Origin of the sequence: Marivita lacus, assembly GCF_014637725.1 — a bacterium.
GTDB lineage: Bacteria > Pseudomonadota > Alphaproteobacteria > Rhodobacterales > Rhodobacteraceae > Marivita > Marivita lacus.
In genome coordinates this window covers 38,823-61,505 of sequence record NZ_BMFC01000019.1, presented here as the reverse complement: position 1 = coordinate 61,505, position 22,683 = coordinate 38,823, and the positions used below count along the sequence as shown (strand labels likewise).

Annotated in this window: 17 protein-coding genes; 6 read left to right on the top strand and 11 right to left on the bottom strand. The window is 64.1% G+C overall.

Going from position 1 to position 22,683, the window contains the following annotated elements; translation table 11 throughout:
- The 3 genes from IEV82_RS21225 to IEV82_RS21215 all read right to left on the bottom strand — a co-directional run.
- Nucleotides 1-496: ABC transporter ATP-binding protein (locus IEV82_RS21225; RefSeq protein ID WP_188484093.1), on the bottom strand; the 496-nt coding region annotated here is incomplete at its 3' end.
- A gap of 136 nt (nt 497-632) precedes the next feature.
- The gene (locus IEV82_RS21220) at nt 633-2,828 is read right to left on the bottom strand and encodes a DUF4214 domain-containing protein (protein ID WP_188484092.1); all 2,196 of its coding nucleotides are present in this window, start codon (nt 2,826-2,828) and stop codon (nt 633-635) included.
- 121 nt (nt 2,829-2,949) lie between these two features.
- Nucleotides 2,950-4,785, bottom strand: a complete 1,836-nt coding sequence (locus IEV82_RS21215) for a methyl-accepting chemotaxis protein (RefSeq protein WP_188484091.1) — start codon at nt 4,783-4,785, stop codon at nt 2,950-2,952.
- Between the two features lie 318 nt (nt 4,786-5,103).
- Here IEV82_RS21215 and IEV82_RS21210 point away from each other — a divergent pair, with 318 nt between their 5' ends.
- Nucleotides 5,104-6,183: a sigma-54 interaction domain-containing protein gene (locus tag IEV82_RS21210; RefSeq protein WP_188484090.1), complete on the top strand. Its 1,080-nt coding sequence runs from the start codon at nt 5,104-5,106 to the stop codon at nt 6,181-6,183.
- Here the strand turns inward: IEV82_RS21210 and IEV82_RS21205 are convergent.
- From IEV82_RS21205 to IEV82_RS21195, 3 genes are all read right to left on the bottom strand, one after another.
- Nucleotides 6,163-8,871 (bottom strand): hybrid sensor histidine kinase/response regulator, encoded by a 2,709-nt coding sequence (locus IEV82_RS21205; RefSeq protein ID WP_188484089.1) that lies wholly within the window; start codon nt 8,869-8,871, stop codon nt 6,163-6,165. The genes IEV82_RS21210 and IEV82_RS21205 overlap by 21 nt on opposite strands.
- Entirely contained in the window at nt 8,868-9,353 is a 486-nt protein-coding gene (locus tag IEV82_RS21200) for a putative pterin-binding protein (RefSeq protein WP_188484088.1), read from the bottom strand. Before IEV82_RS21200 ends, IEV82_RS21205 begins: the two co-directional genes overlap by 4 nt.
- 256 nt (nt 9,354-9,609) lie before the next feature.
- On the bottom strand, nt 9,610-10,197 hold the full coding sequence (locus tag IEV82_RS21195; protein ID WP_188484087.1) for a hypothetical protein: 588 nt from the start codon (nt 10,195-10,197) through the stop codon (nt 9,610-9,612).
- A 138-nt stretch (nt 10,198-10,335) separates the two neighbouring features.
- Between IEV82_RS21195 and IEV82_RS21190 the strand changes: the two genes are divergently transcribed.
- Both IEV82_RS21190 and IEV82_RS21185 read left to right on the top strand, forming a co-directional pair.
- Nucleotides 10,336-11,052 carry a hypothetical protein gene (locus tag IEV82_RS21190; RefSeq protein WP_188484086.1) on the top strand — a complete coding sequence of 239 codons (717 nt, stop codon included), beginning with the start codon at nt 10,336-10,338 and terminating at the stop codon, nt 11,050-11,052.
- Between the two features lie 11 nt (nt 11,053-11,063).
- Nucleotides 11,064-11,780 (top strand): hypothetical protein, encoded by a 717-nt coding sequence (locus IEV82_RS21185; RefSeq protein ID WP_188484085.1) that lies wholly within the window; start codon nt 11,064-11,066, stop codon nt 11,778-11,780.
- A 10-nt stretch (nt 11,781-11,790) separates the two neighbouring features.
- Here the strand turns inward: IEV82_RS21185 and rpoN are convergent, their stop codons facing one another.
- Complete coding sequence (gene rpoN, locus IEV82_RS21180) at nt 11,791-13,107, bottom strand: RNA polymerase factor sigma-54 (protein ID WP_188484097.1); 1,317 nt, start codon at nt 13,105-13,107, stop codon at nt 11,791-11,793.
- 188 nt (nt 13,108-13,295) lie between these two features.
- On the bottom strand, nt 13,296-14,774 hold the full coding sequence (locus IEV82_RS21175; protein ID WP_188484084.1) for a flagellin N-terminal helical domain-containing protein: 1,479 nt from the start codon (nt 14,772-14,774) through the stop codon (nt 13,296-13,298).
- Between the two features lie 210 nt (nt 14,775-14,984).
- Between IEV82_RS21175 and IEV82_RS21170 the strand changes: the two genes are divergently transcribed.
- The 3 genes from IEV82_RS21170 to fliD all read left to right on the top strand — a co-directional run bounded on the left by IEV82_RS21170 (nt 14,985) and on the right by fliD (nt 18,624).
- Nucleotides 14,985-15,746, top strand: a complete 762-nt coding sequence (locus tag IEV82_RS21170) for a motility protein A (RefSeq protein WP_188484083.1) — start codon at nt 14,985-14,987, stop codon at nt 15,744-15,746.
- A gap of 10 nt (nt 15,747-15,756) precedes the next feature.
- Nucleotides 15,757-16,935, top strand: a complete 1,179-nt coding sequence (locus tag IEV82_RS21165) for an OmpA family protein (protein WP_188484082.1) — start codon at nt 15,757-15,759, stop codon at nt 16,933-16,935.
- Nucleotides 16,936-17,007: 72 nt separating this feature from the next.
- Nucleotides 17,008-18,624 carry a flagellar filament capping protein FliD gene (gene fliD, locus IEV82_RS21160; protein WP_188484081.1) on the top strand — a complete coding sequence of 539 codons (1,617 nt, stop codon included), beginning with the start codon at nt 17,008-17,010 and terminating at the stop codon, nt 18,622-18,624.
- A gap of 50 nt (nt 18,625-18,674) precedes the next feature.
- Here the strand turns inward: fliD and IEV82_RS21155 are convergent, their stop codons facing one another.
- The 3 genes from IEV82_RS21155 to flhA are packed head-to-tail and all read right to left on the bottom strand — an operon-like array spanning nt 18,675 to nt 22,566.
- The gene (locus IEV82_RS21155) at nt 18,675-19,391 is read right to left on the bottom strand and encodes a sigma-70 family RNA polymerase sigma factor (RefSeq protein WP_188484080.1); all 717 of its coding nucleotides are present in this window, start codon (nt 19,389-19,391) and stop codon (nt 18,675-18,677) included.
- Nucleotides 19,388-20,410: a flagellar biosynthesis protein FlhF gene (locus tag IEV82_RS21150; RefSeq protein ID WP_188484079.1), complete on the bottom strand. Its 1,023-nt coding sequence runs from the start codon at nt 20,408-20,410 to the stop codon at nt 19,388-19,390. Before IEV82_RS21150 ends, IEV82_RS21155 begins: the two co-directional genes overlap by 4 nt.
- Nucleotides 20,407-22,566, bottom strand: a complete 2,160-nt coding sequence (gene flhA, locus IEV82_RS21145; protein WP_188484078.1) for a flagellar biosynthesis protein FlhA — start codon at nt 22,564-22,566, stop codon at nt 20,407-20,409. Before flhA ends, IEV82_RS21150 begins: the two co-directional genes overlap by 4 nt.
- Nucleotides 22,567-22,683 lie beyond the last annotated feature (117 nt).

Sequence of the window (22,683 nt, the reverse complement as noted above, 5' to 3'; positions counted from 1 at the left end):
GGATGTCGCCCGCCTTGCGGTTGAACTCGACATCGGTCGAGGCCGGCATCCCCTCGTCCACGAGATAGATGTCGAAATCCAGCGCCAGCATCAGCGCAAAGGTGAAGCGCGCGCGCATCCCCGAGGAGTAGGTGCCCAGGGGCTGGTCGAAATATTCGCCCAGATCACAGAGCCAGCGGCAATAGGCCTCCACGTAATCGGGGTCGATCCCGTAAAGCCGCGCGATGAAGCGCGCGTTCTCCATCGCGGTGTGGCGGGTGACGACCCCACCCATGAAGCCCAGCGGAAAGGACACCCGGCTGGTCTTGCGGATCTCACCCTCGTCGGGCTTTTCCAGCCCCGCCATCATCTTGACCAGCGTCGTCTTGCCGGTGCCGTTGGGTGCCAGAATCCCCAGCGATTGCCCCAGTTCGACACGGAACGACGCCCGGTCCAGGATCACCTTGCGGTGCGATCCCGTCCAGAACGATTTGCTCACGTTGTCGAATTCAAGCATGACCTTTCTCCGAGCCTGTCGGATGGCCCATGGCAGGCCTGCAAATTACGCGCCTTGCCGCAAAAACATAAGCGTTTTCGAGCCTCTTTATCTTTTGCACAGCCTGTTCGCCCGCAGGTGCGCCCCGCAGGCCGGGTCAGGACAGGAGCGGGTCGTCCAGCACGCCGACAAGCTGCATCAGGAAGTCGCCCGCCAGCGGATCCATGGCGGCATCGTAAAGCGTTTCGATCGCCGCGACCGCGGTGCAGAAACTGTCCGTACTGCCATCGAAAAGCGACAGGACATGGGCCGCGTCATCAGTGTTCGACATCCCCCGGTGCACGGCGTAAAGCGCGCCCAGATCGGTCTTCTGGTCAAGATATTCCCGGTCCGCCAGCTGGCGGTCGACAAAGGCCCGTGACGCGCCGGCGGGTGGATCGGCCTTGGCCCCGCGCAGCATCTCGAGAATGAACGTTCCGCGCGAGATCTCCCCGTCATCCAGCGCATGGCTCCAGAAGCGCAGCCCGTCCATGTCCGGCGCCCGGCCCAGCACGTTCTGGTAGACGTCATGGACAAAGAGGATGTTGCGGCTGTCCTGCGGGTAAAGCGCGCGGGTCTCGGGCTGGTCGGCAAAGCCCTCCGCGATCTCCTCGAGCGACAGGCCATTGGCATGGGCGGTGCTCCAGAAGGACAGCCCCACCGCATCGGGGGCGCGGTTGAAATAGGCGATATACATCTCGATCAGGCAATCAAGCGTATCCCGGTCAAGACCCGCATGACCGGCAATGCTGCGCAGATCCAGTGGACCGCCGACCATGTCGATCGGGGTGCCGAAATCGATCAGCTCGATATTGTCGAGCAGGATCGTGCCCAACCCGGGATCGCCGCGATCGGTGATCGCCACCCCGTCCGGCCCGAGGCGCAGCAGGTGGCGCGCCTGCTCCCCGGCAAAGAGCACCGTGTCGACACCGCCATGCCCGTCGATCCGGTCAAGCCCGCGGGTTGCGATCAGCGCGGGGTCATCCCCGTCCGTGCCGTTCAGAACGCTTTCCGAGACGGATACCGGCCTGTCAGTGACGATCTCCCTCGGAGGGGGCGACGCGGATGTGGTCACGAGATCGAAATGCGCCGCGACAAGCGGTGAACCGCCCTGCGCGGAATGCGAGACATCAAGCGTCGTGCCATCCGAAAAGGGGATCCGGGAGACGTTCGAAAAGGGCTTGGTGATCGCGTCCAGGACCTCCTGTACCGACGCAAACCCGCTGTCGATCAGCCGCAAGGTCTCGCGGTCGGTTTCGAAATCCAAGACCCGCGTGTGCCCATCCCCGGCCGCGATCACGAAGGTGTCGCGCCCGCCATTGCCATACATGCGATCCGTCCCCGGCCCGCCGCGCAGCACGTCATCGCCGATGCCTCCGTCCAGGTAGTCGTCGCCCGGCCCGCCCTCGAGCGTGTCATCGCCCGCCTGACCGAACAGGTCGTCATTGCCCAGATTGCCCGACAGCAGATCGTCACCCGCGCCCCCTTGCAGGGAATCGTCCCCGGCAAGCCCGTCGATCCGGTCGGCCACGTCGCGTCCGAAGATCCGCTCGGACCCAAGGGTGGCGATGGGCGGGGTCTCTCCCAGCTTGAGAAAGCCGTCGATCTCGTATCCGATATCGGCCAGAAGCGCCTTGTCGTGATCGCTGATCAGCACGCGGGTCCCGGTGGTCAGGATCGGGTCAAGCGACACCAGATCCTCCCGGAACCCATCCTCGACATGGGCGTGATCCTCGGTCAGCGGGATTGGTGCACCCTGATTGACCCGCAACGCATTGGGGCCGGTAAAGGCATCATCGATGATCCGGCTTTCAAAGGTGCCCGATGTGCCGATGCCCAGGACATGGCCGATTTCATGCACGGCCACGGACAGGAAATCGATCTGTCCGGGGACGGGTGGAGCAAGGCCGAAATGCCAGCGTGCATCGGCATCGAAGGTGATGACACCGGCCCAGGGTTCGAAATCGGTCACCGCACCTGTGCCGCGGAAATCCGGGCTGATCCGGGCCACAAGGACGTCGCCCGCCGCAGTCCCGCCAGTTGGACCGGCAAGCGCCAATATGGCCCCGTCAAGCAGATCCGCCCCGACGAAGATGAGGATGTCATCGACCGGATCGGTCAGGGTGACGGTCCGGGTCCCCTGTCCCGACGGGTCGCGCAGGTCAAACGAAATCCCCGCAGGCAGGTCCTCGAACTCGTCGCGGATGAAAGAGCTCCAGTGCGCCGCCGCCTCTTCGAGCACGGCACGGCGGACCGGGTCGTCGAAAAACCCCGACCGGTCGAAGCGGTAATCGAATGCGATGGAAAAGCTCACGTTGCGCTGTCCTTCTCCGCCATCGGCAGCCTGGCGTCACCATGCCGAAGCCCCGGCACCAGATCGCGCTGGTGTCGGGGCCCGGCTTCATTCAAGAGGAGGGTGGACCCCCTGGCATCGGTCAGAACCGCCCGTATCCGCGCCGGTCGCGATCCGCACCATTGACGGTCCCGTTGCGGTCGGACCCGTTGGCATAGGCGCCGTTCGACCCGGTCGGCATCGACAGGGAAATCCGCCGGCCATCCTGTTTCTTGACATCCGACAGCATCGCGAGATCCGCCGAGGACAGGCCCAGCTTGGCCAGAAGCGCGTCCCGGTCATTGTCACCCGAAGCGGCGGCCTTGCGGGTCTTGTACTTGTAGATCGACGTGCGCATCGACTCGGTCGAGGACTGCATCTGGATCGCCGCCGCGGCCAGCTCTTCGGATTGCGACGCGACCTGCATGCCCGTCGAGGACAGTTCGGTCACCGCATCGGTGATCTGCGAAATGCCCGCCGCCTGTTCGCGGCTGCTCTGGGTGATCTGGCGCGAGGAGGCGTCGATCTTGCTGATCTCCTCGTTGATCTTGCGGAAGGATTGTTCGGACTCCGACGATCCCTTCACGCCGCGCGCCACGTTGGCCGCCGATTGCTCGATGAGATCCGAGGTCTCGCGCGCCGCCTTGGCCGAGCGCTGCGCGAGGTTGCGCACTTCCTGCGCCACGACCGCGAAACCGCGGCCATGTTCACCCGCACGTGCCGCCTCGACGGCAGCGTTCAGCGACAGCAGGTTGGTCTGGAACGCGATCTCGTCGATCACCTTGATGATGCGGGAAATCTGCTCGGAGGATGTCTTGATGGCCTCCATCGAACGCGCCATCTCGTCCACCGTGGCCAGCCCGGTCTCGCTGATGCGGCTGGCCTCTTCGACAACCGACAGCATCTTCTCGCTGGCTTCGGCGTTCGAGCGCACCATCGTGTCGGTCTCTTCGAGCGACGAGGAGATCTGTTCGATGGCGCTGGCCTGGGTCTGCGACGCGCCGGACAGGTTGCCCGCCGCCATGTTCACCTCGTCGACCGCCGAGGACACCTGTTCCACCTGCGACCGGATGCCGGTGATGACCGCGTTCAGCGATGTGTAGGAGCGTTCGAAGGATTCGATGATCGCGCGATAACCGCCCTTGAAATCCTGCGGTCTCAAGGCGTGATCCAGCCGGCCTTCGACAATCGAATTGCTCATCGCCTCGATTTCGGCGGTCAGGTCCTTGAACGAACGGCGCGCGCTTTCGATGGCGTCGTTGATGAAGCCACGCTCGCCACTGAACTGTTCGACCTCGTGATCGAAATCACCTTCGGCAAAAGCGGTCATGCAGGCGAGGATCTTCTTCTTGGTGTTGATGTGACCCTCGACCATCGCATTGCTGAGCTTCGCCACATCGTGGAAGGCCCCATCCAGCTGGCTCAGATCGACACGCGACGTGATCAGGCCGTCCTCGTGCTTGCGGGCCATGTCGGAAATGCCGTCCAGCAGCGTATCAAACTGTTTCTGGTCGGCGAGAATTGCAGTCAGGTCCTGCCATTCCACATAAACAGCTGTAATATTTTGCGCGGAATCCCATTTTGGCGTTGCCCGGAAAGCAAGCGTTTTCCCACCGACGCTGAATTTGCCGTCATGTGGACCCTTCATGTTGTCCATGATGCCACGCTGATAGCTGGGATTCTTGTGGAAATAATCGATGGATTTCCCCAGAACATCAGAGGCGTTGAAATGAGGCAGGTCTTTCTTGATATCGCTTTCGATCAGTCTGAACATCTGCGTTGCAGCAGAGTTTACGTACTGAATGACCATATTCGCATCTGCGATCATGATCGGGCTGGACAGCGTATCGAGACCGCTCAACGGGCCTTCGGGCATCCAGGCTTCAATGGCGGCGCCTTGATCCGTATCAGGTGTTCTTGATGTTTTCGGTGATGTCATGGTGATCCCTCGGAATTCCCTTGCGTGCAAAGCCTTAGGCCGAAGCACTGCAAGGGCCTCTGCAATTGGCATACCAGTCAACGGTCGGGATCAGCCGAGTTTTACATGCCCGGATCATTAATCCACATGGGCTCCATGTTTATCGCCCGACAGCAACGGGCGGGAAACAGTGATGGCGCTGTCACGAAAAAGGAACAGCGTCACCCAATTCGAAAGATAGGAATTATATCTAACGATATGATTGACCTTCCTTTATCTTCTTAAGGAGAGGGCACAATTCTGTTACCCGGGTGTCAGGTAAAGGTAGTTTGGAATATTATGACAAGTCATTGGGCCGCATCATCCGTCATCGACCAATATCCGATCGATATGCGCCTCGACGATCTTCTGGTCGGCGACACACCCGTCATGCAATCGCTCAAACGCGCCATCGTGCTGATCGGGCCAAGCACCGTTCCGGTGCTGATCCAGGGACCCACGGGAACCGGCAAGGAAGTGGTGGCCAAGGCCCTTCACATGATGTCGGGCCGCACCGGGCCGATGGTTCCGCTCAATTGCGGTGCGATCCCGGCCGATCTTCTGGAATCCGAACTCTTCGGCCATGAAAAGGGCGCCTTCACCGGTGCGCAGGCGCAGCGGATCGGGTTGATCGAACAGGCCAATGGCGGCACGCTCTTTCTCGACGAGATCGGGGAAACCCCGCTCAATGTGCAGGTCAAGCTCCTGCGCGCCCTCGAGACCCAGACGATCCAGCGGGTCGGCGGGGGCACTCCCATCCCGGTCGATTTCCGGCTGCTCAGCGCCACCCACCGCACCCTGTCCGATGATGTCGCCAAGAAACGGTTCCGCGAGGATCTGCTGTTCCGGATCGAAGTGTTCGCCCTGACGGTCCCGGCCCTGCGCGACCGAACCGAGGACATCCCGCTGATCCTGCGGAAGATGGCCCAGGCCAGCGCCTCGGGATCGACGCTGCAACTCACCCCCGAGGCGCTGGAGGTGCTCTGCACCCATGACTGGCCGGGCAATGTGCGCGAACTGCGCAATTTCCACGACCGGGCGCAGGTCCTGTTCCGCAACCGGACGATCGGGGCGGCCGATGCACAGGCCAGCCTGCATCCCACGATCGGTCAGCTCAGACCGGCGGTTCCCGTCGCCCCGGCTGCGGTGCCCGACGCCACGATGGACAGCTGTGGCGACACGGCGACCGACATGAAGTCCCTGATCCTCGAGAACGGGACGGTGGATCTGCGCGGCATGCTGCAGAAGGTCGAGCAGCGCGTCATCGACGCCGCGCTCGATCTGAGCGAGGGCAGCGTGTCTCAGGCCGCGGACATGCTGCGGCTCAAACGCACCACGCTGATCGGGCGGATGCAGAAGCTAGGCATCAGACCCTGCTAGGCTGTCCTCGGCCTTGTGATGCGCCGCGATCAGCGCAGAGAATTCGATCCGCGCCTCCTTCAGCAGGGCCGCGATCAGCTTGGGCAGTTCCGACCCGTTCGGATCAGACCCTGACAGCGCCATCACCTCGGCCTCGGACAGAGAGTCCGACAGGTCCTCGAACCCCAGAAGCGCCGTCGATCCGACGGATTTGTGGATCGGCGACACCTTGTCCTCGACACTCATCTCCATGTCAGCCATCGCCCTGAGCGCTTCCTCGACATCGAGGAAGCTGGTTTGCAGCAGCCGGACCGCGGTGTCCTTGCCGACCAGCGACATGACCTCCTCGAAGCTGGTCGAGACGGTCATGTCCTCGGATTCAACGGTGCTGTCCGAAGGTACGAAGGGCGCGACCTCTTCCGCGACCGGTTCGGACGGGGCAGGGGCCACAGTGATCACGGCGTGCGGCGCGGTGCTGTGCTCGATGGCCGTGGCCAGCAGGGCCTGGCCGACCGGCTTGATCAGGATCTCGTCGAACAACGTCCAGTTCCGCGGATCCGCGTTGGCGTCGATCAGGGCCGTCACCCCGATGATCGCCATCCGACCCGGTTCCGTCTGCATCGCGCGGATCTTTTCAGCCGCCGTCGGGCCGTCCATGACGGGCATGGAGAAATCCATCAGGATGGCATCATATTGCGTCTTCGCCGCCTTGGCGACGGCGACCTCGCCATTCTCGGCCAGGTCGACCTCGTGACCCATGCGGTGCAGCATCTCGCGCATCAGGAACAGGTTGACCTCGCTGTCATCGACGATGAGGATTTTCCTGGGCACGCTGATCGCGTCGGTCCGCCCTTCCACAACCGGCGGCAGGGTCGGCTCTGCCTTGAACTCGGCCGGAACCGCCTTGAGCGGGATCTTGAAATGGAACCGGCTGCCCTCTCCGGGGGCGCTGCGCAGCAAGAGCGCGCCACCCTGCATGTCCACCCCGCGCTTGGCGATCGACAGGCCAAGCCCGGATCCGCTCTTGGGAGAGATCCTGTTCGGATCGGCGGTCCTGAACTCTTCAAATACATGGGCCTGCGCCTTCTCGGAAATGCCGATCCCGGTATCGGCCACTTCGACAAGCAGCGTCGCCATGCCGGAATGCGCCGCGGACAGGTACAGGCGCACCATGACGCTGCCATTCTCGGTGAACTTGATCGCGTTATCGACCAGATTATAAAGCACCTGCGAGAACGTGTAGGGCAGCCCTTCAAGCCGGTAGGCGTCGAACGGCCCCTGCACCACAAGCTCCAGCGTGTTGCGCGAGCTGTTCGCAAGCGGCTTCAGCTCGCGGAGGATGTCGCGCGCGATGTGATCGGGCTGCAACGCGCGCGGCGCCTCGTATTGCTGGCCGAGACGGGCCATTTCCAGCACGTTGTTGATCTGCGTCAGCGCCCGGTGGCTGCAGGCCTCGGCGGTTTCCAGCAGATCGAGATTGGCCGGGGTGAGCGGGCTGTCCTTCATCAGTTCGAGCGAGGCCATGATCCCGTGCAGCGGGGTGCGCATCTCGTGGCTCATGGTTGCCAGGAACGCGTCCTTGGCCGAGGATGCCTGCTCGGCGATCCGCAACGCGTCCTTCAGGTTTTCCTCGGCGATCACCTGGTCGGTGATGTCGCGGATGAAGCAGATCACGACCTCGCGCCCGGCGATATCCTTGTCGCGGACCAGCAGCATCTCGACAAAGATCGGGCTGCCATCGGAATTCCGCGACCCGACGATCTTGGGACCGGCATTGATGAGACCCGTGAAGGCCCCGAATTTCCCGCCATCCCCGGTCTCGGGCACCCGGGAATCCTCGAGGCTGATCACGTGGTTGATGTTCAGCCCCACGATCGAGGCGCGTTCGGTGCCGAAGATGTTCTGCGCCATCGCGTTGCTGTAGAGGATACGCGCATGCCGATCCGTCACGAGCACGGCGTTCAGGCTCGAATTGAACGCCCGCGACAACAATCCGCCGATGCGGAATTTCTCGGCCGTCTTTTCCTCCAGATCGCGCCAGATGCGCATCGCCAGGAACGCGCTCAGGACCATCAACGCCACAAGAACGATGGACTGCACCAGGAAGACGAGGAAGACGCTGCGCTCCTGCTGGCGCATTTCGGCGGTTTGGGAGACCGTTTCCTGCAAGGCGGCAACGGCGATCTCGCGCACCAGCGGATAGGCCGCAGTCACAGAGTCCTGGAATTCCCTCAGGGCGGCGACATCGGGTGTCTGGATGCTGTCGATCTGATCCGCCAGGTCCTGCCGGATGGTTTTCAGCCTCTCGAATTCGGCCATCAGGTTGTCCGAGGCGAGCAACCGCTTGAGCCCCGCCTCGAAAACGGTGATCCGGCTGTAGAGGATGTCGAAATCCTGCTTGATCCGCTGCAGGTCGGCGGGGCTGACCGTGAGATCGCCCTGGTCCTGCGATGATCGCGGCAAGGCCCGCGCCAGGCGCAACATCAGGTCCTGCTGATCCACCTCGAGCTGCGCGACGATCCAGCCGGTGTTGTCGCTGTTGGCCAGATGCACGTTGTCCAGACGCCGCTCGAAGCTGAAGGCGCTGATCAGAAGGGCGATGCTCGACACCAAGAGCAGCCCCAGAAGAATGCGCGGCGCAAAACGCGTTGTCCTGCTGAGGGTCTGGTTCAGGCTGGTGTCGAAATCCGAGATCGTGGTCTTGCTCACTCCGATAACACGTTCAGCCTGTTGAGCTGCCAGACGCTCAGCGCGAAATACTCTTCGGTGTTGTAGCGGGACACGTCATCATAGGGAAACACCACCCAGAGCGGGCCCTTGTCGCGCACGGAAAACGGCGCACCGTCGATCCGGTTCGCAAGAACCGGCGCACCGTCCTCGATCTTGTCGAGCGGCAGCACGATGTTGTAATCATTGATCGCGTAAAGCTGGACGTCGCCGGGGGCCATCTGAGCCTGTTCGATCACCGTCTTGAGCGACGGTCCGGAAAACTCGACCACACCCTCGGTCCAGATGGTTTCGGTCTCGAAGCGCTCCTGCGGCAGCGCCATGAGCTGCTCATCGGTGAAGGTGACGCTCTGGCCGCTGGCAACGTGCTGGAGGGTCAGGATGACGTTTTCGGCCGCAGCCCCCGTCACATGAAGAAAGGTTCCAAGCAGGTATGCGGCAAGGGTAAGGATACGTCTTTTCACTTTGAACACTCCAAGAAAGACTAGAGAAACTGCGTTTTGATTAGCAGAATCCAACGGGACGCGAGAATATCTTATGCTGACTGTTTATATCTAAAGATATAACATGCGCGATCGTCCCGCCCGAAAGGGCGGAATTGGACGAAACTCGGGACCGGCCATGGCCTTTTTCAGGCAATGTGCGTCCACACTCTGCGTCCACGAGACTGACCGGATCTCTCGCTTCGTCCCGGATCAGCCGTGCGGCACAGCCGGATGGTCAGAACACCGGCTTGACGCTGACCCCCTGCGCGATGCGTCGCGCCCATTGGCTGATATGGGGCTCGAACCGGTCGCGCGCCTCGGGATAGGCCGACAGCAACAGCATGATCGCCCGCGCCCGCCCGTCGGAGGGCGCATTGCGGCCCAGTCGGGCATGGCGCGGCTCTTCGCCGGCAAAGGACACCATGCCGTCGCGGTCCTGCATCAGGCAGGCGGACCAGCCGATACCCAGCGTGTCGAACTCCATGGCATAGGGCGGGACCTGGCCGGTGCCGGTGCGCACCGCATGGGTCTGCAGGAAATCGAAAAGAACATCCGGATCGAGCAGCAGGATCTCGGCGGTGACCTGCGCCCAGCCATCTTCGGTGCGGCAGCCAAGCGCGGTCCATTCCACGCCACCGACGATGCGGAACGCGATCGCCGAAGCATCCTCGCCGGTGACATCGGCGATCTCGTAGCTGCGCGCGCCGATGCTGGCACGGGCAAACGGGGCACCGGCGCTGCAGGCGCATCCGGGGTGCACACCGCCCGAGCGCCGCTCGGCCTGCTGCGTGTAGGTGTCTGTCATCATCGGTTGGGTTTGCATGCCGACCCCTCTTGAAGCCGTCGAAATCTATAACGCCACGGTTCCCGGCTGTTTTAGCGCCGGTTTGGCACAAACCCTGCATGGGTTCAGGCAACAGGCCGGGCCTCCGGCTCTGCGCATCCACCACAGGAGCCCGCCATGAGCACCACCCCCCCAACCGAGATCGAGACCAGCATCCAGCTGGCGCTCGAGGCGGCGGCCGCAGCCAATGACGCCGCCAGCGATGTCGCGACCCTGTCCTCCGACACGAAGGCGGCGGCGGACCGGCTCGACACTTTCGCCCAAGTCATGAAACCGGTGATGATCGGGGTCGTGGCGGGGTCCGTGCTGGCCATCGCGATCGGTGGTCTTGTGTATTTCCGCACCCTGTCGGAAATGCGCCTTGCCACTGCGACGCAGATGGAGGCGCTGGCGCTGTTCTCGACCTCGGTGGACGATCTCAAGGCGCAGATCGCAGCGATGGAGACACTGGACGAGACGCTTGCCACGCTGCAGACCGACCAGCAGGACGCCTTTGCCGCGCTCGAGGCAACGGTGCAGGCCGCGATGCAGAGCACAGAGGCCGAGGCAGGACCCCTCTCCGACACGGAGGGAGCCTCACCCCTGGACCAGCAGATGCTGCGCGGCCTGTCCGACACCGTCGAGCAGAACCACCAGACCACACGTGACGCCGTCACCCAGGGGCTGTCCGATCTGCAGCTGGCCCTGTCGCGGATGCTGGCCGACCGACCTGTCGAAGCCGCCGCACCGCAGGCCGCACCCAGGCCCGTGGCCAAACCCGCCGCCAGCCCGAAACCACGCCCAACCGCGCGACCGGCGGCCCAGCCCAGACCCAACCCCTATTCGTTTCCCTGATGCCGGGCCCGATGTCCAAGCCCAAAGACAGCGCAGGGCCCAAGGCCCAGACCTGCCTGAAACTGGCACCCGTGAACCTGCAGGGGCGCGCGCTTGGCCTCCTGCCGGGTGACATCCTGCTGCGGCTGGACGGCAAGCCGCTGGAGGGCCTCGCCGCACAGCTGCTCAAGCGGGTGCAGGCGCAAACCGACCGGGAGCATCTGCTGGACCTGCGCCGCGACGAGACCGACTGGACCGTGCTCAGCAGCAGCCTTGCCCTCGGACGCTGGAAAGCCGTGGACATCCCCGAACCCGTGACCTCCAACCATGCCAGCATCGACCGGATGCGCAACTGGGATGTCGTGGTCACCGAGGACGGCCGCTACGATGCGCACCCGCGCACAGCACCGCTCCTTGCCCTGCTGGCCCCGCTCTACCTGATCCACATGCGGCTCTGGACGGCGCTGGCCGTCTGGGGTGCGCTCACGCTGCTGGGGCTGGCCATCGGCTGGGTTCTGGGCAGCACGATCCAGATCCTCGTCTGCCTCTATGTCTGGCGCGCCGCACCAACCCTCTTCCGGGCCGATCGCAGCGCCCGGGGGTTTCGTCTCTGGCGGGTGATGGCAGCGACATCCGAGGCCGATCTGCACGCGCAGCTGGGCCGGATCGCGCCCGGCCTGACCTTCGTGCTGTCGACACCGGACAAGGACGGCAGCGCAGCGACCGGGCAGGAAACACCGGCCGCCTGAGCGGTCCCTGTCAGAACGCGTTGAGCTTGCCCTGCCGCTTGCGCTGGAACGAGGACGGGATGTTGAGCATGTCGCGGTATTTCGCAACGGTGCGCCGCGCCAGCACCGGACCACCGGCACTGACCGCCTTGGCGATGGCGTCATCGCTGAGCGGATTGCGCGGGTCCTCGGCCGCGATCATCTTCTGGATCTTGTAGCGCACGGCAGCGGCAGACGCCGCCTCGTCGCCCTCGGTCTCGCCCGGCAGCGCGGTGCTGAAGAACCGCTTGAGGCCCAGTGTGCCATGTGGCGTCACCATCAGGATGCCGGTGGTCACGCGGCTGACGGTGCTTTCATGCACCCCCACCGCCTGCGCCACATCGGCCAGCTTCATCGGTGCGATATGGCCCAGACCCTTTTCCAGGAACGCCACCTGACGCCGGACGATCTCGGCACCGACCGACAGCGTGGTCTGGTTGCGATGCTCGACCGCGCGGCGCAGCCAGCGCGCCACCCCGAGCCGTTCACCCACATAGCTGCGCGCCGCCGGATCGGTCAGCTTGGACGCCAGCAGGGTTTCATCCACCTCGACCGCAGGCAGGGTGGAGCGGTTCAGTTCGACCACCCAGCCGGTCTCGCCCCGGGTGACGATCAGATCGGGTTCGCGTTCCGACACATCGTTGCCGGAGAAATCCGCCCCCGGTTTCGGGTTCAGGCTGCGCAGCTGCTTGAGCGGACCGCGCAAGTCATCAAGACCACAGCCGCAGACCCGTGCCAGACCGGAAAGATCGGCAGCAGCCAGACGCGGCAGGTTGTCGAGCACCTTGCGGAAAAGCGGCGTCATGAGCCCCTGGTCCTCGGCCTGAAGCGCCAGGCATTCGGCCAGATTGCGGGCAAAGAGTCCGGCAGGTTCCACCTGCTGGACCGTGTGCAGCATCTCTTCGGCCGCCTCCAGCTCGAGACCGCAATCGGCGGCGATCCGGTCCAGCGGATCGACCAGCCAGCCATTCGGGTCCAGCGCCTCGAGAAAGCGATCCGCCATGGCCCGGTCGGCGGGGTTGGGAAACAGGATATCGAGCTGCGCCGCCACATGCCCGTAGAGCGACAGGGGATGGTTTTCGATCCGGCTGATCGGATCGTCCTGCTCGGCAGGGCCGTTCCCGGAATAGGGCAGGGATGGCAGGGCACGATGCCGCCCGTTCACGTCGATGAACGGATTTTCCTCGGCCTCTTTTTCGATATAGCGCTGCAGATCCGTGTTGGACAATTGAAGCAGGGCGATCGCCTGCTGCATGACGCTGGTCATGACCAGCGACTGTCCCTGGGTCTGACGATGTACAAGTTGCATATTCACAAAATTTTTCCCCGCTTACCCTTAATTCCTGAAGCGGGCTGCCGTTTGTGTGAATGACCCCAATCAGACAAAGCCCGTGTCGACATCCCGACGCGCGCATGCCTTGCTCCAAGCCTCTGTCAAACAATGAAAAACCCCGACGATACCGCCGGGGTTCTTAAGATAGCGTCGGGAGCTCGACGTCAGCGGAGCAGGCTGAGCACGTTTTCCGAGGACTTGTTGGCCTGTGCCAGCATCGCGGTGCCCGCCTGCTGGAGAATCTTTGCCCGGGCCATCTCGGACGATTCCTTGGCAAAGTCCGCGTCCATCACCCCCGAGCGCGCCGCTTCGACGTTCACGGTGATGTTGGTCAGGTTGGAGATCGTGCTGTCCAGACGGTTGGACACCGCACCCAAGTCAGAGCGCGACTGGCTGATCTTCTGCAGCGCCACGTCGATGACCTTCAGCGCGTCTGCAGCGCCTTCCAGGGTGGAGAGGTCGATCTCGGCAACCGAGCTCAGCGTCGAGGTGTTGGCATTGGCTTCGAAGAACACTTCGCCTGCGGTCACTTCGTCGGTGCCGACAGAGAACGCCTTGGTCGAGGTCAGTTCGACCTGACCGCTGATCGCCACGTCATTGTCGGTATCGTCGAGAGTTGCGGTATGCGTGCCTGCGGTTGCACCGGCTGCTGTGCCATCGGTGTTCAGCGCCGTTGCGGTCATCGTCTTGTCTGCCGCGCCGCTGGTGAAATCCTCGATCAGGATGTCCGCACCGGTGGAGTCGGTCAGGATGATCTCGGCATTGGTTTCACCCATCCGTGCGGTCACACCGGTCCGGCCGGACTGGTTGTTGATCGCATCTGCAATACCGCGCAGATCGCCCGTGTCGGAGATCGCAACCGTACCGATGCTCACGCCGTTGACGTCGAAGGTCAGGGTATCCGCACCGGACAGGCCGGACAGGCTGACATTGGTTTCGGCAGAGGCGGACACGCCGGTCGAGGCGGTGGTGTTGTTGATGGCTGCGGCCATTTCCTCGGCCGACTGGCCTGCGGTCGTGGTCAGCTCGGTGCTGCCGGCAAAGCCGGTGATGTTGATCGTCGAGGCGGCGGTGATGCCGGTATCCGTGGTGCCTGCACCGGCGGCCAGCGACACGTTCGATTTGAAGGTGTTCGCGCCGATATCGGTGGCCGCGGCGCTGTCGACGCTGACTTTCAGAACCTGGCCCGAATCCGCACCGATCTGGAACTGCTTGCCGGCGAAGGTGCCGTCGAGAATGTTCATCCCGTTGAAGGTGGTGTCCTTGGCAACGCGGTTGATCTCGGTGATCAGCTGCTTGGCTTCCGCACCAAGGTTGTTGCGGTCCGACGAGGTGTTGGTGTCGTTCGAGGACTGCACCGCCAGTTCGCGCAGACGCTGCAGCATGTTCGACACTTCGACATGCGCGCCTTCGGTGGTGTCCAGCAGGTTCTTGGCGTCGGTCGCGTTGCGCACAGCCTGGTTCAGGCCGGTGATCTGCGATGTCATCTTCTCGGCGATGGCCATGCCCGCCGCGTCATCTTTCGCCGCGTTGATGCGAAGGCCCGTGGACAGACGGCCCATCGCCGCGTTCATGTCCTCGTTGACGCGGTTCATGTTCGCCTGGGCCGTGATCGCGCCGATATTGGTATTGATGGTGGTCATGGTTTCAGTCTCCTGAGGTTTTTGTGACGCTGGCCAGCGCTTGATCAAGGAAACGACCGTCCCCGGATTTGTTTAGAAAAATTCCGAAACCTTCATCTAACCATCTGGACTGGAAGGGAAAATTTTTCCCCTCACCTTGGTACAGTTCTTGCTGGACAGACAGGCGGGAACACCCGTCATGGGGATGTTTTCGGTCAAGAGGACGCGGATATGGATTTAGCTTCGATCATCGGTTTGGTGGGCGCGGTCGGCATGGTGATCGGCTCCATGATCGCCGCCGGCGGTCTTGGACCCTTCATCGACACGCCTTCCCTGCTGATCGTGGTCGGCGGCACCTTCTTTGCCGTCATGTACAAATGCACGATGCCGACCTTCCTGCGCAGCTTCGGGGCGATGAAGAAGGTGTTCATGCCCAAATCCCCCGATCAGGAAGCGCTGATCCTGCGCATGGTCGAGCTCTCGGACGTCGCCCGCAAGAACGGTCTCATGGCGCTGGAAAACCAGGACGTGCCGGACCCGTTCTTTTCCAAGGGGCTGCAGATGCTGGTCGATGGCGCCGATGAGGCCAAGATGGCCAAGCAGCTGAACCAGGAGATCAAGGCGATGAAGACCCGCCATGTCGAGATCCATGACGCCATCCGCGGCTGGATCGACATCGCCCCTGCGATGGGGATGATCGGCACGCTGATCGGGCTGGTGCAGATGCTGGGCAACATGGCCGACCCCAAGGCGATCGGCCCGGCAATGGCGGTGGCGCTTCTGACAACCCTGTACGGTGCGTTTCTGGCCAACGTGATCTTCGGTCCGATCCTCGCCAAGCTCGAAGGCTATTCCGCCGCCGAGGCGCAGTATCGCGACATGGTTCTGGCCGGTCTGCGCAACATCGCCCGCGGCGAATCCGGGCGCAGCGTGCAGGAACAGATGGTCGCCGTGCTGCCGCCCAAGCTGCAGACCAAGCTGATGGCCGCCTGAGGACAGACCGATGGCGCGCGCTCCCATACCGCTTCCCATTCCGGTCGAGGAGATCGAAGAGGACGATTGCCCGAAATGCCCCCCGCCGGGGGCCCCTGCATGGATGGCGACCTTCGCCGACATCGCCACGCTCCTGATGGCGTTCTTCGTGCTGATCCTGTCCTTCGCCGAATTCAACCAGCCCAAGTTCAAGATGGTGGCGGGGTCACTCAGCAATTCCTTTGGCGTGCAGCGCGAGATCCCCGTCTTCGAGCAGCCCAAGGGCACCACCCTGCTGGATCTGAAATTCAGCCCGTCCCCCGAAGTCGCTGTCACCGAACAGCTCAAGCAGCAGACCACCGAAACCGAGGCACCCGATGTCACCCGTCCCGAAACCGAGGACAAGGGCCAGGGCGATGCAGGCGAGCGGAACGAGGACAAGACCGATGCGGACCGCGCCCGGCAAGAGGCCGCAGACGCGCTGGCCCAAGCCATCGATGAGGCGCTCGAACAGGGTCAGGTGAAGGTCGAGACCCGCGATGGCGAGGTGGTGCTGTCCTTCCAGAACCCGACCCAGGACACATTGGCCGACCAGCTTGGCGCTGCCGCCGAAGCGCTCGAGACCGCGCAACAGAACAACCAGGGCAATCCCTCGGACGTGATGATGGACGGGCTGGGCGAGGCGCTGTCGCAGATCGCCGAGGCGGTGCAGCAGCAACAGGACAATTCACAGGCCCGCATTGCCGAAGGTCAGGCCGAACGCAGCGCCGCTTTGGCCGAGGCCGAACTGCGCGTCGCGCTGCAACGGCAGGTGTCGCAGGGTCTGGTGTCGATCGAACAGCGCAAGGACAAGGTCGTCGTGACCGTCGGTGCGGGCGGTGCCTTCCCCTCGGGGGATGCCGACCTGACCGCCGAGGCGCGCGAGATCATGACCCGGCTGGCCTTTTCCGCCATGAGCGAGGCCAGCAGCATCACCGTCACCGGGCATACCGACACCGTGCCGCTGTCCGGGGCCTCGCCCTATCGCGACAATTGGGGACTGGCCGCCGCGCGCGCCTCCTCGGTGGTGCGCGAATTGTCAGGCTCGGGCCTCATCGACCCGGACCGCCTGACCGCCACCAGCCGGGGTGAATCCACCCCTGTCGCCGACAACGACACCCCCGAAGGCCGCGAGAAGAACCGCCGCATCGAGATCGAGATCAACTACTGAGCTTCGGCCCCTAACGGTCCGGGCCGGTTCGGCCGTTAACCCAACAGCACCCCATCAAGACGGAGCGGACCAATGGACATCCTGAGTTCCCTGAACACCGGCGGGTCCGGGCTGAACATCTCCGAATTGACGGACACCCTGACCAAGGCCGAGATCGAACCGCGCAAATCGCTGATCAGCCAGCGCATCGACACCGCAGAACTGCGCCTGTCGGGCTACGAGCGCCTGCGCGGCCAGACCGAAACACTCAACGAGATGCTGACCCTGATGCGGCAGCTTTCGCCGCTTGCGGTGCGCAGCGACACATCCGCCGTCCGCGCCTCCGTCACCGATGCCAAAGCACTCGACCTGACATCGGCGCAGGTCGCTGTCGACAGGCTGGCCACGCCACAGGTGCTGAACTTCACAGGCCATGCCTCGGCCGATGCCGAGCTCGGGGCCGGATCGCTCACCGTGGCTCTAGGCAGCTGGTCCGGGGACACACCTCCCGTCTTCACCCAAGGCAGCGCCACCGCGAACACCATCACCTTTGCCGAAGGCAGCACGCTCTCGGACGTGGCCGAGGCGCTGAACCTGCTCGACGGGGTCTCGGCCCGCGTCATCGACAGCGGCGATGGCACGTTTTCGCTGGGTGTCACTTCGGACACCGGCACGGCCAACGCGCTGCGCTTTTCCGCCAGCACAGACAGCGATCCGCGTCTGGCCGCGCTTGATTTTGCCGCAGATCCCACGGGCGTGCAGGTGCAGGTCGCCGGCAATGCCGAATTGCGCCTCAACGGCATCCCGGTGACCCGCGCCTCCAACACGGTCACCGATCTCTTGCCCGGTGTCGATCTCACGCTCACCGCCACAACTGCCGCCGCCACGATCACCGCGACCCCCGACACAGACGGCTCGCTCGAGGTGATGCAGGGCTTCGTCGACATGATCAACGCCACCCGGACACTCTTCAGCGATCTGACCGCGCGCGGCTTCGGCAGCGCCGACAGCGCGGGCGATCTGGCGGGCGATACCCTGACCGAAAGCCTGATGCGCGGGATGGAGAGCGTGCTGGCGCGCGGCTTTGGCGGCGCGGGCACCCATCTGGCCGATATCGGGGTGATGACCGAACGCGATGGCCGGCTGTCACTGGATGCGGCCACATTCACCGCAGCCCTCACCGCCAACCCGGCGCTGCTCGACCCGCTGATCCGCGACGACCTGACCGCCGCCGGTGCCACCGTGACCGGCACGCCAAGAGTGGCCCCCGACGCAGGCACGTTCCGGCTGACGCGCGATCCCGCGACAGGGGCGGCGTCGCTCGACGGTGTGGCGCTGATCGGGCGCGAACAGGAGGACGGGCGCTGGCTCTATGCCGTCAATTCCGGCCCAATGCGCGGCATCAGCCTGACCGTGGAGGCGGACACCGATCTGGCCGAGATCCGCTTTGGCCCCAGCATGCTGGGCAGCCTGCAATCCTATCTTGGCAGCGTGGTGGAAAATGGCGCGGCCCTGGCGCAGCGCGAAACCGGGCTGCGCGACACCATCGCCGCGGAAACCAGCGCGCTCGAGGCGCTCGACACCCGCAGCGCGGATCTGCGCGCCCGCTACATCGCCCGCTTCACCGAGATGGAACGGATCATCACGCAGCTGAACTCGACCGGGGATTACCTGACCACGCTCATCGACGCGTGGAATTCCGACAGCTGAAGCCGCCCACCGGCTTTTCGGACGGGTCCCGTCCTGCCCCGTGGGCGGGATCAGTCCGCCAGCCGGGCCTGGATGATGTCGCGCAATTGCTCGATGGCGGCTTTCTTGATCTGCGACACGCGGCCCGTAGACACTTCGAGAATGGCCGCGATCTCGTAGACGTTCAGCTCTTCGACGTAATAGAGCTGCAGCACCAGGGCGTTGCGTTCCGGCAATGCGCTCAGCGACTCCTTGAGAATGCCCTTGAGCTGGCTGCGTTCGAGATCGTCCTCGGCCGTGCCCTTGGTGTCGCTGAACAGGATCGAATGATCGGTGTAAATCTCGTCCAGCGAGTGCACCTGGTTCACCTGGAACCGGTTTTCCCAATCGTGCAGTTCTTCGGACGCCATGCCAAGCTTCTCCGCCAGTTCGGCCTTTTCCGGCTCGCGCCCCAACATCTGCGACAGGTCGCGGCTGGCCAGTTCGACCTTCTTGCGCATCGCGATGGTGTTGCGGCACAGGTTCGAATTGCTGCGCAGGTGGTCGATGATCGACCCGCGAATACGGATCGCGGCATAGGCGGAAAAGCTGACCCCCTCGCAGGCGGTATAACGCTGCGCCGCACCGACCAGGCCCAGATAGCCTGCCTGCAAGAGGTCATCGACTTCCACGTAGCGGCTGACCCGGCCATAGAAATGCCAGGCCAGTCTCTGCACCAGCGGCATATGCCCTTCAATGAGGCTGGTCGGGGTCGGTTGCTGTTCTGCATAGCGTAGAGGGGCAATCATGGCCGGGCCTCCGACTTGTGGTGACGGCGAAAAACCACCGGCGCTGCGAATGCGGCACCGGGCAGAGGGCCAACCGGCTGGGCCGGTGCGTCCGGCTTGACCGGGCACAACCCGTCGACCAGCGCGTCCGGATCCGACAGCCACAGGAGATCCAGCGCAGGCCCGCTCGACTGGCCACTCGACAGGGCGGCTTCGGCTTCTGCCCTGTCGGCGGCCGCGACATGGCCGATGGTCACCGAGGTGGTGATCTCGCGCCATTGCGCGCCCAGCCGGGTGATGCGCTCGGGGCGCAGCCCGTCCGGCAGGACAAGCAGGGTGCGGGTGCCGTGCGCCCCCGACAGGCCACGGGCCTGAAGGGCGGCGTCCTGCACCCGTCCGGACAGCAGGACGATCTCGGACGCCGCCGCAGAGGGGGCTGCAATGTCGGTGGGGGTCTGGAATACGGTTTTCATACCCAGCAGATGCGATTTCTGTGCCAACACCGCGCCATCCGCCCGGGACCCTGTCCCGCAAAAGACGAAACCCGGAACCGCGTCAGGTTTCCGGGACCGGCGCAACAGCGCAAGCTGCAAGGCCACCTGCGTTTTGCCCGCCCCGCAGGGCCCCACCAGCACGATGCGCGCCGCCTCGAGAAGATCGGCCCGCAACAGGGCAGGGTCATTGCGAGGCGCGGGGTCTTGCGGCACGGGGGCCTGCCGGGCGGCCTCCAGCGCGGCGGCAAAGGGGGAATGTGGCGGCTGGCGCAGAAAGCGTGGCAGGGCTGCATCCGCGCTCTGTGGCGCCGGATCGGGCGGTGTCAGAGCCACAGGCGCATCCAGCATCACGTCGACCCGGCGGCGGGAGACCCTGGGCGCTCCGGTATCGGAATTGGCCGGCAATGGCGCCGCGTCGGTGGCGGTGATCTCGACACGCCCGTCGATATAGACGGTGGACAGGATCAGCGCATCGCCACCAAAGCGCCGTTCGACAAGCTCGAGCGCCGTGGCATTGTCGCTGGCGCGAAAAATGATCGTACTCATGGCTTGGTTCCTCCGGCAGGGGCGGCGGGGGGCAGCTGCGCGCCGATGCTGGCGGCGATCTCGATCTTGCGGTTGTCCGGCAGTTCCGACACCGCCATCACGATGGCGCTCACGCCATGGGCGCGCAGGAAGGCGGCGAAGGCACGGCGCAGCTGCGCCGACACCACCACCACCGGCTGGCTGCCCTTGGCGACCAGCGCCTCTTCGGCGGCGTTGATCTGCGTCAGGATCTGCCGCGTCAGCCCGTCATCGACGATCAGCCCGGCAGACCCGTGCACCGAGCGCACCAGCAATTCCTCGAGCGGCGAGGACAGGGTGACAAGGTGCAGGCTGTCCTTGAGGGGGGCGATCTGCTGCAAAAGCTGCGGTGCCAGCGCCCGGCGCAGCGCCTCGGCCATGTCCTGCGGGTCCGACACCCGCCCCGACATGCCCGCCAGATCCTCGAGGATGCGCGGCAGATCGGCGATCGGCATGCGTTCGGTCAGAAGGCTGCGCAGCACCGCCGTCAGCACATGCAGCGGCACCAGTTTCGGCACCACCGATTCCACCAGCGTCGGTGCCACCCGTTCAAGGTTTTCGAGCAACCCCTGCACGTCATCCGCCCCGATCAGGTCGGCGGCGTGGGAATAGAGCATCTGGCTCAGATGGGTGGCGATGACCGATGCGGGTTCGACCACGACATAATCATCCGCCTCCGCCTCGGTCTGCTGATGCGGCTGGATCCACACCGCATCGAGCCCGAAGGACGGGTCCTTGACCTCGATCCCCCGCAGCTTGCGGATGGTGCCACCGCCCGGCAGCGCCAGCTTGCGATCCGGGTAGGCCACATCCTCGGCCACCACGGCCTGCCGGATGCGGATGCGGTAGGTGTTGGTGGGCAGCCCCATGTCGTCGCGGATGCGCACGCCGGGAATGACAAAGCCCATCGCCTTGGAGGCGTCACGCCGGATCGCGGTGATCCGCGACACCAGCGCACCGCCCGAGGTTTCCTCGATCAGCGGGATCAGGCCAAAGCCGATCTGGATCGTGATCGGCGCATAATCGGTGACATCTTCTGGCGTGATCGCGTTCGAGGTCTCCGACCCGCCGGCTGACCCACCACCCGACCCGGAGGACGGTGCGGGCAGGGCGCTGGGGCGCGCCGCCTGGCCAAGAGCAGCCGGTTTTGCGGCCTCCTCGGTCTCGCCTGTATCGCGCGTGAACCAGGCCACAGCGGCTGCCGCCAGCGCAAAGGTCAGGAAGAGCCCGTTCGGCATGCCGGGGATCACCCCCATGATGGCCATGACGGCAGCCACCGGCACCCAGGCGCGGTGCAACCCGATCTGCGCCCCGATATGGCCCGCCATGTCCTGCGTCGAGGCCACGCGGGTCACGATGATCGCGGTGGCAATCGACAGCAGCAGCGACGGGATCTGCGCCACCAGACCATCGCCGATGGACAGCAGCACATAGGTCTCGGACGCCTGCCCAAAGGACAGGCCGTGCTGCGAGGTGCCGATGATGATGCCACCCAGGATGTTGGCGATCAGGATGAGAATACCGGCGATGGCGTCGCCCTTGACGAATTTCGACGCACCGTCCATGGCTCCGTAGAAATCCGCCTCCTCGCCCACCTCGGCGCGACGGGCACGTGCCTGCTCGGGCGTCAGCAGCCCGGCATTGAGATCGGCGTCGATCGCCATCTGCTTGCCCGGCATCGCATCCAGCGTGAAGCGCGCCGACACTTCCGACACCCGGCCCGCACCCTTGGTGATGACGACGAGGTTGATGATGACAAGGATCAGGAAGACCACGATTCCCACCGCGAAATTGCCCGCGATGACGAAATTGCCGAAGGCTTCGATCACCTGACCCGCCGCCCCGCTGCCGGTATGACCTTCGGTCAGCACGATCCGCGTCGAGGCGACGTTCAGCGCCAGCCGAAACACCGTCGCGATCAGCAGCACCGACGGAAAGGACGAGAAATCCAAGGGCCTGTAGCTGTAGAGCGCCACCATCAGCACCAGCAGCGACAGCAGGATGTTGAAGACGAAGAAGATGTCCAGAAGCACCAGCGGCAGCGGCAGAACCATCATGGCGACCACGGCCAGAATGCCCACGGGCAAGAGACTTGCGCCGAGTTTGGGTCTGTTTGCAGCACGCACCAGCGCAACCATCGGGGGCTCTTTCCTTGCCTTCGTGTCCCCGCAAGGCTGCAAATGTCATGCCAATTCCACCGCCCCGGAGCGGCGCATTTCCCCGCCGCGCTTTGGTCTGGCACAGGCCTTGCACGC